This window comes from Leuconostoc gelidum subsp. gelidum KCTC 3527 (assembly GCF_000166715.1).
Taxonomy (GTDB): domain Bacteria; phylum Bacillota; class Bacilli; order Lactobacillales; family Lactobacillaceae; genus Leuconostoc; species Leuconostoc gelidum.
Genome location: NZ_AEMI01000002.1, coordinates 109,168 through 126,871 on the forward strand (window position 1 = coordinate 109,168; position 17,704 = coordinate 126,871).

Annotated in this window: 17 protein-coding genes; 2 read left to right on the forward strand and 15 right to left on the reverse strand. The window is 37.3% G+C overall.

The annotated features are described in order from the left end of the window. Position 1 precedes the first annotated feature (1 nt). The 9 genes from EUI_RS0100835 to metG form a co-directional block, all read right to left on the reverse strand. Entirely contained in the window at positions 2–946 is a 945-nt protein-coding gene (locus tag EUI_RS0100835) for an ACP S-malonyltransferase (RefSeq protein ID WP_010015418.1), read from the reverse strand. A gap of 57 nt (positions 947–1,003) precedes the next feature. Further along, positions 1,004–1,969 carry a nitronate monooxygenase gene (locus EUI_RS0100840; protein ID WP_010015420.1) on the reverse strand — a complete coding sequence of 322 codons (966 nt, stop codon included), beginning with the start codon at positions 1,967–1,969 and terminating at the stop codon, positions 1,004–1,006. Positions 1,970–2,025: 56 nt separating this feature from the next. After that, positions 2,026–2,265 carry an acyl carrier protein gene (locus EUI_RS0100845; protein ID WP_010015422.1) on the reverse strand — a complete coding sequence of 80 codons (240 nt, stop codon included), beginning with the start codon at positions 2,263–2,265 and terminating at the stop codon, positions 2,026–2,028. A gap of 73 nt (positions 2,266–2,338) precedes the next feature. Next, positions 2,339–3,310, reverse strand: coding sequence for a beta-ketoacyl-ACP synthase III (locus EUI_RS0100850; RefSeq protein WP_010015423.1), 972 nt, complete (start codon positions 3,308–3,310; stop codon positions 2,339–2,341). Then, positions 3,298–3,777 (reverse strand): MarR family winged helix-turn-helix transcriptional regulator, encoded by a 480-nt coding sequence (locus tag EUI_RS0100855; RefSeq protein ID WP_010015424.1) that lies wholly within the window; start codon positions 3,775–3,777, stop codon positions 3,298–3,300. Before EUI_RS0100855 ends, EUI_RS0100850 begins: the two co-directional genes overlap by 13 nt. Beyond that, positions 3,770–4,216 carry a 3-hydroxyacyl-ACP dehydratase FabZ gene (gene fabZ / locus EUI_RS0100860; protein ID WP_010015426.1) on the reverse strand — a complete coding sequence of 149 codons (447 nt, stop codon included), beginning with the start codon at positions 4,214–4,216 and terminating at the stop codon, positions 3,770–3,772. Before fabZ ends, EUI_RS0100855 begins: the two co-directional genes overlap by 8 nt. Positions 4,217–4,391: 175 nt before the next feature. Then, complete coding sequence (locus EUI_RS0100865; RefSeq protein ID WP_010015428.1) at positions 4,392–5,201, reverse strand: metallophosphoesterase; 810 nt, start codon at positions 5,199–5,201, stop codon at positions 4,392–4,394. 114 nt (positions 5,202–5,315) lie between these two features. Next, complete coding sequence (gap, locus tag EUI_RS0100870) at positions 5,316–6,332, reverse strand: type I glyceraldehyde-3-phosphate dehydrogenase (RefSeq protein ID WP_010015429.1); 1,017 nt, start codon at positions 6,330–6,332, stop codon at positions 5,316–5,318. Positions 6,333–6,609: 277 nt separating this feature from the next. Beyond that, positions 6,610–8,721 (reverse strand): methionine--tRNA ligase, encoded by a 2,112-nt coding sequence (gene metG / locus EUI_RS0100875; RefSeq protein WP_010015430.1) that lies wholly within the window; start codon positions 8,719–8,721, stop codon positions 6,610–6,612. 225 nt (positions 8,722–8,946) lie between these two features. Here metG and EUI_RS0100880 point away from each other — a divergent pair, with 225 nt between their 5' ends. After that, positions 8,947–9,603, forward strand: coding sequence for an HD domain-containing protein (locus tag EUI_RS0100880; RefSeq protein WP_010015431.1), 657 nt, complete (start codon positions 8,947–8,949; stop codon positions 9,601–9,603). 97 nt (positions 9,604–9,700) lie between these two features. After that, a complete protein-coding gene (locus tag EUI_RS0100885; protein ID WP_010015432.1) occupies positions 9,701–10,576 on the forward strand; it encodes a DNA/RNA non-specific endonuclease in 876 nt (291 codons plus the stop codon). Between the two features lie 238 nt (positions 10,577–10,814). Here EUI_RS0100885 and EUI_RS10890 read toward each other — a convergent pair whose 3' ends face one another. From EUI_RS10890 to EUI_RS0100915, 6 genes are all read right to left on the reverse strand, one after another. Next, on the reverse strand, positions 10,815–10,937 hold the full coding sequence (locus EUI_RS10890) for a hypothetical protein (RefSeq protein WP_010015434.1): 123 nt from the start codon (positions 10,935–10,937) through the stop codon (positions 10,815–10,817). Positions 10,938–10,960: 23 nt separating this feature from the next. Further along, positions 10,961–12,538, reverse strand: a complete 1,578-nt coding sequence (locus EUI_RS0100895; protein ID WP_010015435.1) for a TcaA 3rd/4th domain-containing protein — start codon at positions 12,536–12,538, stop codon at positions 10,961–10,963. Positions 12,539–12,548: 10 nt separating this feature from the next. After that, positions 12,549–13,424: a hypothetical protein gene (locus EUI_RS0100900; RefSeq protein WP_029508485.1), complete on the reverse strand. Its 876-nt coding sequence runs from the start codon at positions 13,422–13,424 to the stop codon at positions 12,549–12,551. 169 nt (positions 13,425–13,593) lie between these two features. Then, positions 13,594–16,335 carry an SEC10/PgrA surface exclusion domain-containing protein gene (locus EUI_RS0100905; protein ID WP_010015437.1) on the reverse strand — a complete coding sequence of 914 codons (2,742 nt, stop codon included), beginning with the start codon at positions 16,333–16,335 and terminating at the stop codon, positions 13,594–13,596. Between the two features lie 62 nt (positions 16,336–16,397). Beyond that, entirely contained in the window at positions 16,398–16,745 is a 348-nt protein-coding gene (locus EUI_RS0100910; RefSeq protein ID WP_010015438.1) for a hypothetical protein, read from the reverse strand. 14 nt (positions 16,746–16,759) lie between these two features. After that, on the reverse strand, positions 16,760–17,491 hold the full coding sequence (locus EUI_RS0100915) for a hypothetical protein (RefSeq protein ID WP_010015439.1): 732 nt from the start codon (positions 17,489–17,491) through the stop codon (positions 16,760–16,762). Positions 17,492–17,704 lie beyond the last annotated feature (213 nt).

A 17,704-nucleotide genomic window follows, 5' to 3' on the forward strand; every position in this document is an offset into this window, starting at 1 on the left:
ATTAAACACTTTCTCCTTCTGCTAACAACATCTCTTTGACCACATTAAAGCTTTCTAAATCAGTAATCGCATATCGCTTCACATCTTTTGGTGCGATTTTCTTAGCAAATTTGATCAAAGTATCAGATGGCCCTACTTCTAAGAATGTGTCAACACCTAGATCTAACATATTTTGCATAGCTTGCGCGAAATATGTTGGTGAAATAATTTGTTTAGTTAATGTATTAAACAGCGTTTCTTTGGTAAATTGTGTCCCTGTTGTATTTGAATACACGGGATATTGCATGTCTCCGAACGTTTCACCAGACAAGCGTTCTGTCAATTGTGTTGCTGCATCAGTCAATAATGGCGTATGAAATGCACCAGATACTGGCAATTCTACCATCCGCTGTATCCCTGCTTCCGATAACGCAGTCATTGCAATATCGACATCTCTTGGTACGCCACCAATAACCAACTGAGCAAAGGTATTATAATTAGCTGGGTAGACATGTTTACCATCAGCTTGTAACGTTGTTAAAATATCTGTAACAAGCTTTTGGTTATCTCCCATTACAGCGACCATTTTGCCAGGATTTGCATCACCAACAGTTTGCATATACATACCACGGTCTTTAATAATAGCAACAGCTTGATCAAAATTTAATGTGCCACTAGCTAATAGCGCAGAATACTCCCCTAAGCTTAATCCAAGTCCCGCTACTGGCGTTGGTAATGCGTCACCTAATGCATTGATTATTGCGTTACTCATTGTTAAAATAGCAGGCTGTGCATATGCTGTTTGTTTAATTTTTGCGTCATCATTTGCTACTTCTTGTAAATCATAGCCTAAAATGCTAGACGCTTGATCAACTGTTGCTTGATATGCTGGTATGTTTTGATATAAATCAAGACCCATACCAGCTTTTTGTGCCCCTTGACCACTAAATAAAATTCCCAGTTTCATACTACTAAACCTCACATATTATCTAATTGTAATCACACCAACAATCATTGGTTGATATTACAATGTTGTATTGTCAATACCCATCAAATCAGTTGCTTGTGTCCAAATATCTGACAAAATATCTGCTGCTGGCTTTTCGTCTTTAATCAATCCTGATATTTGACCAGCCATAAATGCACCACCATCTTTGTCACCTTCTTGAACTGCACGACGTAATGTACCAGACTCAAGTTTTTCCATTGCGGCTGCATCTGGTTTTTCTTTTTGTAATTCGTTCACTTCATTTTTAACGAAATTTTTTGCCATTTTATTTTTCAAAACTCGAGCACGATTTCCAAGGATATTACCAGTAACAATCGTATCAATATCTTTTGCCTTGATAATTTTAGCTTTGAAATTTGGATGGATTTCAGATTCAGTAGCTGTTAAGAATCGCGTTCCCATCTGCGCACCGGCTGCACCTAACATGAAGGCTGCAGCAACACCACGACCATCACCAATACCACCAGCAGCAATAACTGGAATGTTCACAGCATCGACAACTTGTGGTACCAATGTCATCGTAGTTAGCATGCCAATGTGTCCACCAGACTCCATACCCTCAGCAATGACAGCATCAACCCCTTTTTTCTCCATCATCTGTGCTAATGAAACCGAAGGTACAACCGGCATAACAATAATTCCCGCTGCGTGTAATTCTGCCAAAAAGGGTGAGGGATCGCCAGCACCAGTTGCTACAACAGCAACACCTTCTTCAATAATAACGTCAAAAACTTCGCGAATATGACGGCTCAAAAGCATCACATTTACCCCAAAAGGTTTGTCTGTTAATGATTTAACACGTTTGATTTCTCGACGAACATCTTCACCATGCCAGTAACCTGTACCAATGAATCCTAAACCGCCAGCTTCGGAAATTGCCGCTGCTAAAGCGCCAGTTCCTGCCCATGTCATACCGCCTTCAACGATTGGATATTTCATCCCTAATTTTTTAAAAAGTGGGTTATTTACAATTACTGCCATTATATTTTCCTTTAAATTAACTATGTACGTGACCATTGACTGATCACTTGTAACATTTATGCTGCTAATTGCGCCTTAACCTTGTCAACCAAGTCTTGTGTTGTCTTTATATCTTCGGCAACAGCCAACTTAATGTCAAAATCGTCTTCAACGCGGTTCAAGACTTCAAATAAGTCCAATGAATCAGCGTCAATATCGTTTGTCAAGTCTGTTGTCAAACTCACTTCATTTTCTTCTAAATCAAATTGATCTACTAATATTTCCTTAACTTTGTCAAAAATCTCTGTGTCTGTCATGATTCTATTCTCCTGATATCCGTCTATGTATTTTCGTTAGATTTTTACGGTGCAGCCGTCTACACCGATTTATTTAAATTTTCCAAATTTGCGCGCCAACGGTTAGACCACCGCCAAAGCCAACAAAAGCAATTGTCTGACCAGCATGAACCTTGCCAGATTCAACTAGTTCATCCAACAATAAGCCGATACTTGCTGCACTAGTATTACCATTTTGGGCCATATTGGTAGGAAACTTATCCGTAGGTTGTCCAAAGCGTTTAGCAATTGATGTGACAATTCTAGCATTAGCTTGATGCAATAAATAATAATCCACGTCATCTGCTGCGACTTCTGCATCTTCTAAGGCAGCTTGTAACACCTCGGGAACTTCACGAGTAGCAAAGTTGTAGACTTCACGACCATTTTGATGAAAATATGGATCAACTGGGCTAATTTCACCAGCAAAAGGATTTTTATTAGCAAATTGCCCTGCTACTAAATTATCCCCTTTATTACCGTACGTACGCAATTGTTCGCCAAGCAGTCCAATATTTTCTGTTGTTGTCTCAACAAGTACACCTGCTGCGCCATCACCAAACAGTACTGCTGTTGTACGATCTTGCCAATCTACTAATTTTGACAACACTTCTGACCCAATAACAAGCCCACGTCGATATCGTGTTGATAATAGACTAGTAGCAACACTTAACCCATAGACAAAACCTGAACATGCAGCACTTAAATCAAAAGCAAAAGCATGATTAGCACCAATTGCCCCCTGAACCATTGCTGCGGTACTTGGTGATAAACTGTCAGGTGACATTGTGCTAACAATAATAAAATCTAAACTATCTGCTGTGATACCTGACTTGTCTAATAATTGTTTAGCCACTGACGTAGCCAAATCACTCGTATTTTCTGTTGTCACAATATGGCGTTGATGAATACCCGTTCGACTAAATATCCAGTCATCATTCGTATCCATAATGTGACTTAATTCTTGATTGGTTACTTGGTGTTCTGGTAGTTGCCGTGCTGAGGCTACAATCTTTAAATGTTCCATGGCTCCCCTTTAATGTTTCGTACGTTTCTGAGATAACTCACCAAGTTATGAATGGCACGTCTCACCGTTTCGACTTCACTCCCTTGCATATCTTTTAATAAGTTGTGCGTTAAATCACGATGAAACTCTTGATGAGCACGATAAACAACACGGCCCTTGTGTGTCAAACCTAAACGCACAACGCGTCGATCTTTGTCTGATCGTCTCCTCTCAATGTATCCCTTATCAACAAGCCTATCAATAGCTGTTGTCATTGCACTGGGGGTTAAATGAATCATCTTAGCAACTTGTGATGCACTTTTTTCAGAATACATTGAAATGGCGTCAATTGTATGCATATCTTTTAATGTAATATCAGAAAAATAGCTCTGCTTTAAAGCAGCTTCTTCAATCCACATCACATTATTAAACACGACAACAAGCTCATCATTTAACTCTTCAAAATACGGTGTTGGTGTGTCATTCATCTGTTTTATCTGGAGAAACGACAAACATCAACTCAGCAGATGTCGCTGTCTTTCCATCAACTTTAGCTTCAACAATTACGCTCCCCATATTCGCACGTAATTTACCAAAAGTAACATGTAACTTCAATACGTCACCAGGCACAACCATTTTTTTGAATTTGGCATCATCAATGCCAGTCATATAAGCAGTTTTACCTTTAAATTGTGGAGATGATAAAATTAAAATTGAAGCTGCTTGTGCTAACGATTCAATAATTAAAACACCAGGCATCACAGGATTCCCTGGAAAATGGCCTTGAAAAAATTGTTCGTTGATTGTCACATTTTTTACCGCAACGATTGATTCATCGGGGACCATGTCTTCAACATAGTCCATGTAAAGAATGGGATAACGATTTGGGATAAGATCCATAATTTCTGTTGTTGTTAGAACTGGCATGATTTGTAAGCGTGGTTAGTGACCTTATTAATGGAGATAATTATAAATCACAACACACATTTCCTTTCGTCTAATACTTCGACTATCGAAATATATAATAACAAAATTATCTCATGATTTATTTCGATAGTCAAACTAAATATTGTAAAATAAAAAAAATACTGTTGCCAGTATCTTAAAAGTCCAATAGAATAAGATGATTTTGCCACTCTGTCATAAAATCATCACTAACCCATTCATGAACACGTGCTGTGTTATAACCTACTGCAGCATTGTAATATATGTTGTTTCCAACTTTTAATGGCGCGGGATGTAAGTGTAGATGTCCAGTAATTGTCGCAATAGTATAAGAATTATCTAAAATTTCACCGACTTTGTTACTACCTAAAAGTGCATTAGCCATATCCAAGCGTGATGCACCATTTGGAAAACGTTTAATATAATCATTACGTGGGACAAAGTGTGATACAACAACAGTTTGCTTATGATCAGCCATGTCTAATTGGTGTTGTAATTGTGCCATATTACGATTAAAGCGTTCTTTATCTGAAACAGGTTGCTTAATTCGTCGATCATACCAAAATGAATTTTTAAACTGCTGAATTTGTTTTTCAGTATAATCATCACCAACAAAGTCATAGTTATACCAACCATTGTTAGCAATCAATCTCACTGTAGGCGTTAAATCAATAAACTTGTTATGAAAATAGAGTGGATCAATGTCACTCTCTAACTCATCATATGTCACACCATTACCCATATCATGATTGCCAGCAATAAACCGAATTATTATTTTATCGCCCAATGCATCCTGCATATCACGTGCAAATGATAATGATTTTTGAAAATCATTAAACAAATCACCAGCAATAACATAAATATCAACAGATTGGTTCAATAAATAAAGCGCCTGTACATGCATGGCACGCTTAACATCAATCTTATTTAAGTCAAAATGATTATCTGATGAAAACGCAACTTTCACTGTTGAAACCTCTTTCGCATAGATGAATAAAGTATAGCATATTTTGTTTAAAAAAGGTTGCCACTAAAAAAACCTGCCAAAGCAGGTTTTTATTTTAGTATTACTTTATATTTTTTATAATGTGGCGAAATGCAACAATGTACGGATCATGTTTGAAGTGAAACCATATTCGTTGTCATACCAAGCAGAGATTTTAACCAATTGAGAACCGTTACCAGTAGTGATTTCAGTTTGTGTTGGGTCAAATACTGTACCATGTGTGTCACCAATGATATCAACTGACACTAGACCATCACCATTATAACCAAATGATTCTGATTCGTACTTCTTCATTGCTGCATTGACTTCATCAACAGTTACTTCTTTTTCCAAAGTAGCTGTCAATTCAGTTACTGAACCGTCGATAACAGGTACACGGAATGCATGTCCTTGCAAACGACCATCCAATTCAGGGATAACCAAGCCAATAGCCTTAGCAGCACCTGATGAATGTGGCAAAGTTGTGTTTGCAGCAGCGCGGTTTTGTTGGCGCTTAGCAAATCCTGACTTAGGTGCATCTTGCAAAGCTTGAGAAGCTGTGTAAGCATGAACCGTTGTCATCGTTCCGGCTTTAACACCGAATTCCTTGTTCAATGCATTAGCCATTGGTGCTAATGATTGCGTTGTGCATGAACCAGCAGAAACAATTGTGTCATCTGCAGTCAAGATGTCTTGGTTAACACCATAGACAACTGTAGGAACAGCACCAGCTGGTGCTGAAACCAATACTTTTTTAGCACCAGCATCCAAATGAGCTTGTGACTTTTCGGCTGACGTGTAGAAACCAGTTGCTTCCAATACATAGTCAACACCATCGTTAGCAACCCATTTCAAGTCAGCAGCATTACGTTCTGCATAAACTGAGTAGTGCTTACCGTTAACGATAATACCAGTATCATCTGATGAAACTTCAGCGTTCAAAGTACCGTGAATTGAGTCATACTTCAACAAGTATGCCAACATATCAGGGCTAGTCAAATCGTTGATTGCAACAACTTCAATATCTGAAGCCTTGTCTGATAATTCAAGAATACGACGGAAGGCCAAGCGGCCAATACGTCCAAATCCGTTAATACCAATCTTAACAGTCATGTGTATAGATCCTCCAAAGATTTTGTTTTTGACTTTTGTCAACAACCATATTATAGCACAAAGTTAATGCTTGAGCGAACGCAAGTGATTGCTTTTTTTCAAAAATTCATTTGCAAATTTACAGCAAATACGCCTAATCAATCAACGTTTTTGTTGCATATCAATCATTGAAAAACCTGTATTACGCTACGAAATTAAATTCATCCTTGTGATGAATTTAACATCGTTTTGTACCGATTCCATACCAAATATTATAGTTCTTAAAGCTTACATAGGCTTATTCAATACCCGAACCAGGCGCAATTGAATCCGGTAAAATAGTAACCGTCACAATATCATTTTTTTCAGCTGATAAAATCATGCCTTCTGATAATTCACCAGCCATTTTACGTGGTTTCATATTGGCCACAATAGCGACCGTCTTGCCAACTAACACAGCTGGATCAGCGTACCATTTGCGAATACCTGACAAAATTTGTCGTGGTTTACCTGAACCATCATCAAGTGTGAATTTAAGCAATTTTTCTGATTTTTCAACAATTTCACCAGCTATGATTTTAGCAGCTAAAATCTCAACTTTAGCAAAATCATCATACGTAATGAGTTCACGTGCAGGTTCGTCTGTAACAGCAGTTTTCTTAGCTTCTTCTTTGACTGCACGACCCTTACCCTTTGTATCTTTTGACACGAGGCTCGAAATAAAACGCACCTCTTCTTCAACGTCTTGACGTGGGAAAATAGGTTCGCCTTTCTTAACGACTGTCCCACCAGTTGGTAACTTGCCAAATGTTAGCCCAGCAATGCGCACACCCTTTTCTGGATACTCAAAACCAAGCTGTTCGTAAATTTTCTTAGGTGCTTTGGTCAAAACAGGTTGCAATAAGACAGCGACAATACGTAATGCACCGGCTAAATGTGCCATGACATTTGATAACACAGCTTTTTGCGTGTCATCTTTGGCCAAAACCCATGGTTGCGTTTCATCGATATATTTATTGGCACGTCGAATAATTGTCCATATATTTTCTAATGCATCTGCGGTTCGCATATCTTGAAAATTTTTATGATAATCAGTAATTGCATCCTCTGTTGTGCGAACTAAAGCCTCATCAAAATCAGTTTTGCCAGTCCGTAATTCAGGGATAACACCGTTTTCATACTTATTAATCATGGCCACTGTACGGTTCAGTAGATTACCCAAATCGTTAGCTAGATCAAAGTTAACACGCGCTACAAAGTCTTCGGGTGTAAATACCCCATCATTGCCAAATGGCATGGCCCGTAATAAGTAATATCTTACAGCGTCTAACCCATAACGTTGCTCAAGCACTTCAGGATAAATGACATTGCCCTTAGACTTTGACATTTTTCCATCCTTCATCACTAGCCAACCATGACCAATAACTGCTTTTGGTAACTCAATGCCTAACGCATGTAACATGATAGGCCAATAAATTGTATGAAAACGTACAATTTCCTTACCGACTAATTGGACATTGGCTGGCCAAAACTTTTCAAACAAATCTGTATTTTCTGAATCGTAACCTAACGCGGTAATATAGTTAGATAATGCATCAATCCAAACATAGATAACATGTTTTTCGTCTCCAGGAACTGAGATTCCCCAGTCCACGGCTGTACGCGTAACTGCCAAATCTTCCAGTCCAGGCGCAATAAAGTTATTAATCATTTCATTCATGCGTGCTTCAGGTTGAATAAATTCTGGATGAGTTTTGTAATAATCAAGCAGCCAGTCTGCATACTTACTCATTTTGAAGAAGTATGCCTCTTCTTTAACTAACTCAACATCATGCCCAGAAGGGGCTTTACCGCCAATCATTTTATCATCTGCATCACGATAAACTTCTGCCAACTGTGATTCAGTAAAATACTCTTCATCTGAAACAGAGTACCAACCTTCATATTCTCCCTTATAAATATCACCATTTTCAAGTAATGTCGTAAATATTTTTTGGACAGCCTTTTCATGACGTTCTTCAGTTGTACGAATAAAGTCGTCGTATGAAATATCCATCAGTTGCCATAGATCTTTAATGTCTTTCGCCATACCATCCAAATAATTGATTTCAGGTATGCCCTCAGCTTTTGCTTTTTGTTGAATTTTAAGTCCATGTTCATCAGTTCCAGTCAAAAAATAAACATCTTCCCCTAACAAACGATGATAACGCGCAGCCGCATCAGCAAGAACCGTTGTATAGGTATTCCCAAGCTGCAACTTTCCTGAAGGATAATAAATAGGTGTCGTAATATAGAAAGTTTTATCTTTTTGAACAGAAAACTGTTGTTCTGATTTTGAAAACTTATCATAGATAACCGCTGAATCGGTGAGATTAGCAGTATTAAAAAGGACATTATTTGGTTCTGACATATGAGTCTCTCTTTCTGTCATGCGCTGAAATCACAACACATGTTCTTTGCCATATGAGGCGTGCTTTATAAGATAATTATAACGAATTTTAAACTATTTTCATAGTTTTTCTAAAGAAATTAAAAATGTAACCAGCTGTCCCGGATACTATTAGACCTTTCACAACCATCTCAAAACTGATACAGTTAATCATGCATCTATTAATAATCAAAGGAGATTAATGACATGACACAACTCACAGAAATCACTGATTACATGCAACATGCACTCGCTAAAGATAATACAGGCCACAGTGTTGATCATATTAATCGTGTCGTTGCATTAGCCAATCAAATCTTGATTCACGAACCAAGTGCTAATCAATTTATTGTTCGTGCCGCTGCACTGTTGCATGATGTCTATGATGACAAGCTATTTACCACTGAAGCAGAAGCGTTAGCAGCAAAAAAAAACTTAATCACTTTTTTGCAAGCTATTCAAGTTTCACGTGTAGAAATCACTGAAATGATTCAGATTATTGATAATATGTCATGGTCTAAATCAATTGAAGGAAACGCCGAACCACTTGGTATTAACGGTCAAATTGTGCAAGATGCCGACCGTTTGGAAGCCATGGGCGCTATTGCCATTACACGAGCAATTACTTATGGTGCGGTAAAAAATCGTGTCCTCTATGATCCCGCTATTATGCCACGCACACCCAAAAGCAAAGCACAATACCGACACGATGACAGTACGACCATTAATCATTTTTATGAAAAACTACTATTAATAAAAGATCGTCTAAATACTGAAACAGCACGTCAAATTGCAACAAGTCGACACCAATTCATGTTAGACTTTCTTGCACAGTTCAAAGCAGAATGGGACTTATTGAAATAATGTCATTAACTAAGTATGCAAGCGTTAATTCGTGCATACTTGTTTTTATTTTTCGTTAAAAATGGTATGATTTTAAAAGATTTTAATGGAGAATAATATGGCAAGAAAACGTACTTACAAACGAAAAAAGCAACCACAAAACAAACTTTTATCTTTGTTAATTTTAGTTGCTGTAATTGGATTTTATTTTTGGCAGAGTCAACAAAATCAGCAAAAAAAATCTGAACCAACTTCAAAATATACCAAAGTAGTTGCCGCTAATAATCAAGCGCTTTTAGATTTAAAATGGGATGGGACACTTAATGGCGATATTGTGCATGTCAACAATAATCAAGCCACTTTCACCGAATCTGAATTAAAGCAAACTTTCCCATCGCAAGCTTCAAAATGGCGACCAGTCGATGGCCTAAGTTTGTCACCTTTAGATAACCAAGGACGATCACAGCAGGGTAATTTTATTGCCAGCAAAGTTAGTATTAACAAAGTGACTACCCGTCCTGATCGCATATCATACGATGTACGCCCTTCTGGTTGGTTTATCAACGATAGATTCGATGGCACAAAATGGGTCGGTGGTTATCATGATAATCCCAATGTCAAATTGGGTAATGGCAAACAAGCACTTTGGAATAAATCTCATATTGTTGGTTATCAATTTTTCGGTATGCCAACCATGGTGACCGAAAACATGACAACTGGGACACGCGTACAAAATGCGTACCCCGGCCAGCTGGTGCCAGAAGATGATATTCGAAACGCGATCAATAAACATCCAAACATTTCAATCAGAGGTCAAGTCACACCGCTTTATGTTGGCGATGATCGTCTCGCACGCGGTGTACATTACATGGCAAAATCTATTCAAGACAACGGCAAAACATTAAATCTAAACTATTGGATTTTCAACGTCCAACCAGGCATTCAAATTGATTATAGGACAGCAAAATTCAAAGTATTAAATTCGGCTAAATAAAAATCTGACTAAATCATATCAGTCAGATTTTTTTATTGTTTAAAAGGCGTTAAACAATATTTATCAATTGTGCTTGAACTCATTGTTTTAAACAAACAAATTGTGCTTTAAAGCGCGCTAGCCACGCCAGCAATTAAAGTTACCAATATGATTAGTAGAATGAGATCTAAGAAAGAAATAATTAAACCAGCGATCGCTGTTCCCTTAGGATTACGGAATAAGCCACCAATAGAAAGTGCTAAACCGACAAGAAAAAGCCAACAATTGCGACGATTAAGCCAGCTAAGCCAATACTATTTTTTTCCACGACAACATTATTAATCACAACATGACTTGCACCATTTTGATTATTTTCAGACATTTTTATACGCTCTCTTTTCATTATTAACTAACATTATTATCTTCTGATATTTTCTTTTGATCTGAATCAATTGACTCAACTTGCCATACTTTATTGCGTTTGTCATAAACCATATGTGCAGTTAGCTCAAATGTTTGCGTTACATCACCATATGAGTCGTTGTCATCATCAGTCGTATAGCGAAAATCAGTTTTTACCTGATAAACAGCATCTGCTGTTGTCAAACTTGTTTGTTTAACTGATTTAACATTTGGTGACTTAAATGAAACAGACTCTGCATTTCGTTTGGCATCATGAAGATTGTGACGTATTATTTTTTTATAGTCTTGATAAGCCTTGTTATTAGCACCATTTTTAAACATATCCAAGTTATTTGGATCCTCTTCTTGTGAAGCATATGACCCCAAAGCATCATACATTGACGAAACTGTGCTGTTGGCATCATCTTCTGTCATTAAATCATCTGCATTTAAATTGATACTTTCGCCATCATATAAATCTTTCAAACTTGTTTTACTTGTTCGAATGGTCTGATCTCCAAACTTAGCTTGTACATAGGCTTTGGCACCTTTACTAACTGGCATGTCCTTCACTGACAACAACCCATCTTTTAGTGTCCCAACCTTTGTCTCACCAATGTACAAATCACCTGAACTTAAATTTGAATTGACATCAAAACTAATCATTTCAATTGCCAAGTTAACATCTGTTGAACTATCAATTTTCCTTTCATCACTGGTTGCGACATCTTGACCACTGATTTTACCAGTCGCATTAAATTGATACAACCCGCTAACTTGGTGCTTAAATGACTTAGAATAACGATTAGAATTTGATTTCCCAATCGTTGTGCCATTCATTTTGAGCGTCATGCCTTTATTATTCGTTGACACGTTAAAATCAACTGGTTTGACAGTTAATTGGTATTTAGGGAAGACTAAGAAAGCATTCCCCGTACGTTTGAAAATAAAACCATCATCATTTTGTCCTGATAACATGAGGTTATAAATGTCTTTTTCTCGTTGATTGGACCATTTAGCACTAGCCATATTGTTAATAAAAGGAGATAAGGCGTCTTGATCAATTTTCTTCTTTGTATCTGACCAGACAAAATTCTTTGCGTATTGTGCTGCACTTTCAGACTTTAACACTTTTAAAGTACGTTGTGCCGTTGCTGCTTTAGCATAATACTTAGTTCCCCAAGTCACCAAGACAATTCCAACAGCAATAACCACTACACCAGTTGTTATTGCAATTTTTTTACCTGGAGACATTTTTTGTCTCGATACTCTAAGAACGGGATTTGGTTCATTCTTATTTTGATTTATTGCTAATGGTGTGACGCTGTTAAAGCCAGCGATTTTAGCTTGACGAACCTCTTCAAGGTTAGGTAAGCGACCATTAACTAATTCAAACTTATCACGCCAAGTTTCTGCCGACGTGGCTACAGGTTTTGATGTTACTAATTCTTCTTCACCTTGAGTAGATTGAATACCTACCCAAACAAACCCATTCTTACCAGATTCAGTAACTTCTTCTATTGTTGGGTTACGGTGATTTTTTGCTTTGAAATCAGCTAACCATTCTTTTTTCTGATCCATGATAGGCACCTCACCAATTTCCTAATGATTGCGTTAGATTTTGAAGTAGCGGCACGATAACAACACGCAATTCAATGAAAATCACAACGACACTTATAAACCACTGGAGTAAAACTACCCATGCAGCATCAAACTTTCCTTGATGCAAGTGCACTTCTGAGATTAAAAATTGTTGCGCTGCAACTAGTAAGGCCGCCCCCAAAATCAAAATAAAGCCAATTACAGTAAAAGAAGTGAAAAAAGTATTAACAATTGAAGATACGTTTTCCAACGATGAAGCTGATATAGAAGGAATTGGCACAACAAATGATAATATAGCACCAATAATATTAATCAAAGATAATGGTGCAAACCACTTTAAATACTTACATACCGTTTGGTTCACAGTAAAGTAGCGACGATTAAGCAACAGCAAACCAGGTAATGCTGCCAGATAAAATACGGCAAAAATGATAGCAACGTAGAAAAATAGTTGCCAATTTAAAACACTTAACTGACTGCGAATCTTGGTTAAATCTGTGCCGTAAGACGAATAACTATTTAGTGCAGCATTCATACCACGCCGAATAACGTTTGAAAATGAAAATGCCCCAGTTAGTGATGCGATAACAAACGATACCCACAGAAATATATTACCAGATACATCATTTAACCGACTAGGATGTGCAATAATTGGCTTCACCCAAGTCCAATAATTTCCAGCATGTTGCTTAGCATTTGTGTAGACACGATTAGCATCTTCAGTAATAGCTACCTTAGATGTGTTATGTTCTTGTTTCTCTAATGTCACTTCTCCATTTTCAATTGCTGCCAATACCTCATCTGCCGTTGGTTGACGATCATTAATTAGTGCAAAATATTCTTGCCACTCTTGCTTTGTAGCCATGTGTACTCTCCCTATTATATTTTTTCAGTAAAAATCCACTAATTTAAAAATTATAATATAAAAACAGTGTTTTTACTTAAACGTCCCTATGTCGGGGTTCTTTTGATTAATAATTAAAAAGGACTTCAAACATTGCATACTTTGAAGTCCTTTGTTAATTTTTTTAATACTATGCATTAAACCGTTTATTTCTCATATGTTTTGGTGCATACAATGACACACCTAGTAAACCAAATAAACTGATTAATAGTGCTTGATTGCTGTGTTGTTGATCCCTTGCAGTTTGTGGCAGTAAGCTAGTCTGTGTAGTAGTAAATTGGTTAACTTGCTTTACTGGTCCAAATGTATTGATCTTGGGATGAGATATAACGTTCATATATTGATTTTCTAATGACACGCGGTTCAATGACTTGGTATTCGCATCATAAATGAAGTTATCATTATGAGCTGAGACGTTAGTCTTTTCAGTTGATGACTTACCATCAGTTGCTTGAGAGTTCTTTGTAGATGTCTGAGATGAGTCAGTCCCTGTTGGTGTGTTGTGACCAGTTTGATGACTTGGGGCTGAAGGCTTATCAGTATTGCCAGAATTAGGTTTTGAGTGGTCTGGCGTTGATGGCTTAGCATTTGCTGGGTTAATGGCATTCAAGTATGCTTGACTGTCAGCTTGTGCTTTAGCATAGCTCTTAACGTTTGAAGCTTTCAAATTAGCCAAAGCTTTGGCATTGGCTGAAACTAATTGGTTGTAAGCGTCAGTATTTTGAATCTGCAATTGATTGAGATTCTTGGCCCCTTGAGCAGTCTTTGTTGCCAAATCAGCATCTAATTGCGCCTTTAAGTTTGCTAAAGCTGTATCTAAGTTTGTTGCAAAAGTTTTTGCATCTTGTGCTTGTTGTGTCTCAAACGTAGCTAATTCAGTTGCTTGAACCTTGTCAAAGGCTGCCTTTTCAGTAGCTTTCTTATTGGCCAGTTCTTCAGGTGACATGTCCTTGATGCTTGAAATCTTTGCATCGTAGTTGTCTTTCAAATTAGCTAAGGTTTCAGCTAATTTTGTTGCGTTGGCACCATGCTTTGCTGTGGCGTCAGCCTTGATACTTGCAATTTCATTAGCATAAACAGTTGCATTTTGAGAAATAGCTTTATCATGAGTTGTCTTGATTTGAGCAATAGCATCAGCAAAAGCTTGTTTGATGCTATCAAGTGCTTTTTGATTCTTTGCCTGCAAGTTTGATAATTGTGTTGCATTGTCAGACTTAACTTGGCTCAATTTAGCTTGAGCGTCTGTTAGGGCTTGTTTGTTAGCCTGTGAGTTACCACCACGAGCAGCTTCAATTGTTTGTGTTGAAGTCGTTGCAATATCAGTAGTCAAATCTGAATCGTTTTCAAGACTGGCAGTCTGGAAGATTAAGATGTATGGCCAACCATCATTGTCGTTCTTTTGTAAAGCAAAGCCAAGAATTTCGTCATTGGCAATAAAGTTGTTCAAATGACCATTGAAATGAGCGCCATCTTGATAAATCATGGCAGTAATGACATTTAAGATAGTTACTTTAGCTGAAAGCATTGTCAAGTCAGAATCATTTGCAACACCTAGATTTTCACCACCCAAAAACATGTTTTCAGCAGTGTAGGCATCATTGGTTTGTTGTGTTGCTGAGCCACCAATATAGACGGTATGTTGGAAGCCAGCTCCAGCGTCTTCACGAGCTTTAGCCGAAGCAATAATTGCTTTTTGATTTTGTTCTGTCCAGCGAACAGGTGCAAGTCCTTTAGAGATACGGTATGAATTAACAAGGGTAACTGCATAATCGGCTAATTCTCTTTGTTGAGCATTAGTTGGAGCTCCTTTGATTTGCGCAGTATTGTCATTAGTTCCAGAGTATTTGTAATAATCATAATATGTGGCATCATTGACATGACTGGCAGGAATCTTTGGGTCAGAAATCTTAGTTGGTAAGTTTCCAACAGAATTGATTTGGTCAAAGGTGGCATCATCGGCATATGGATTTGTTGGTGTAGCAGTCTTGACAGTTGATTTGTTAACATTAGCTTGCGCTGTAGTAACTGCTTTTTGAGCAGAAGCTTCTGTTGACGCATTAGCTTGTTTTTGAGCTGATTCTGTTTTTGTATTGTCAGCTGTTTGATTGTTAGAAGCTGAGGCTTGTTGATTCTTAGCATCAGTTGTGTTTTGAGCCTGAATAGCATCGACAGTTTGATTGGCTGTGGTTTGTTCAGTCGTAGCCTTATCAGTTGCTTTTTGAGCATCCGAATCAATGGCTTTATCTGTTGTGGCAGCATTATTTTGTGTTGCTTTTGTATCAGAATTATATTGATTTGTCGCAGCATCACGTTGTGCTTGGGCAGAACCTGATTCTTGAGCTTGTTGATTAGCAAAATCAGTTGCAGCTTGTTGTTGCTTGGCAACTTCAGCATCGTGAGCGACTTGGGCAGCTTGTGCTTGTTGTGCCTTTGCTGATTCATCAGCAGCTTGTTGGTCAGCTAACTTTTGGGCTGCGGCTTGCGCATCAGCTTGGTCTTTTGCAACTTGAGCAGCTTGTGCGTCAGCTAAAGCCTTGACATTTGCTTGTTCAGTAGCAGCCTGTGCATCAGCATTAGCTTGAGCCTTGACTTCTTCATCAGCTTTTTGTTGTGCTTGCAAATCAGCTAACTTTTGAGCTTCAGAGTTTTTGGCATTGTCAAAATCTGATTTTGGTGTTGCCACATTTGAATTGGTCTGTGTTACGACATCTGGTTGCTGATTGTCCTTAATTTCATCGGCACTAACATTGATAGTAGTTGATGAGATTGTTGCTGTAACTACCGTTGCTGTTGTTAAAGCAATTATCTGCTTATGTGATTTAACAGCATATCTTTCACTACGCGTTGTTGCACCATTATTATATTGACTCATTTAAATACTCTCCCTATAGTATGTTACTTTTAGATATCAAAATCTTTAAATCTCTAAGTGTTCTACCTTACTTTAGCAACACTTGACTGAATACCAATACTCTTTAAATATTTAACAACTTCTCTTGCTTCATCATTATCCAATTCTTTAATATATACAACAGGTGTAGCTGCCACATAATTCAATGTTTGATCCTTCGTCATATTAAATAATTCACTAGAGACACTGACTAATTCTTCTTCAGAGGTTTCTGGTACATATTCCAATTTGACACCAAATATATTCTGTGCATTCTCACGCTTTTTAATCTGATTAATTCTAATTAAATCTCGAGCAAAACCGCTAGAATCAGCTAAATTTTGAATCGTTTGTTGCTTAACATAATTGCCAAAAAATTTAAATATTCCCATTGGTATACGACCTTTTATCGATTTTTAATTGCATTAATATCACTGCCGATGGATGTGGTAGTTTTAGTAATATTATCAATTTGTGTAATTTGCGTAGCAATCATCGCATTTTGTGCTCCAATAGAGGTAGTTATTCTATTGAGTAAAATATTATTTTGCTCAGCATTCATCATTTGTCTCTTTTGATTATTAATGATTTCTTGTTGATTCTGTTCTTGGCGAAATCTATGTATTTCCGTATCATATTTATTAATAGATTCTTTCCAATTATCGGCTCGACCACTATTTAAGATGTTATATAAAGCTGCTACAGCATATATATCTTTCATTTCGGGCAATAAAAACTCAAGACTGTCTATAAATGCATCACTTGCTTGGTAAATTTCTAGTTCATTTTTCGCTTTAGATGCTAATTGCCGATACTGTGCTACCTTATCTTTCGCCAATGCCTTATCTTTTTTACCAGAACTATAATTGTAGGCATAATACGCTGCAAACCCACCACTGATAATACCTACACCAATCCCTAAAACAGAATATACTATGACATGAACTATCAAGAAGACAGCAGCAGGTATTCCCCATTTCAAAACACCTTGAAATCCAACCGGCTTATTTAGCGTTTGATGCACACGACGATTAATTGTTGCTATTTGATCTTCTCGTTCTTTTTTGTCAGATAAGACCTGATATGCTTGTGCCAGTAAATCCATCAAATTGATTTTAGAAAGTTCTGAATATTCCATAGGATATTTCTCCATTATTATAGTTTTGTTAGCTAAATTTTCTTATTCCACAAACAATCAAGTAGAAAAGATACCTTTGTCATTATATTATTTAAATCGCGTTCATTCATAAAAGTCCCAAATTCGGGGCTCTTTTTCTAACACAGTATACTAAAATGAATATTAAATATATCATTAAAAACTAGGGGCTAGTAAATGACCAAACCAAATCAA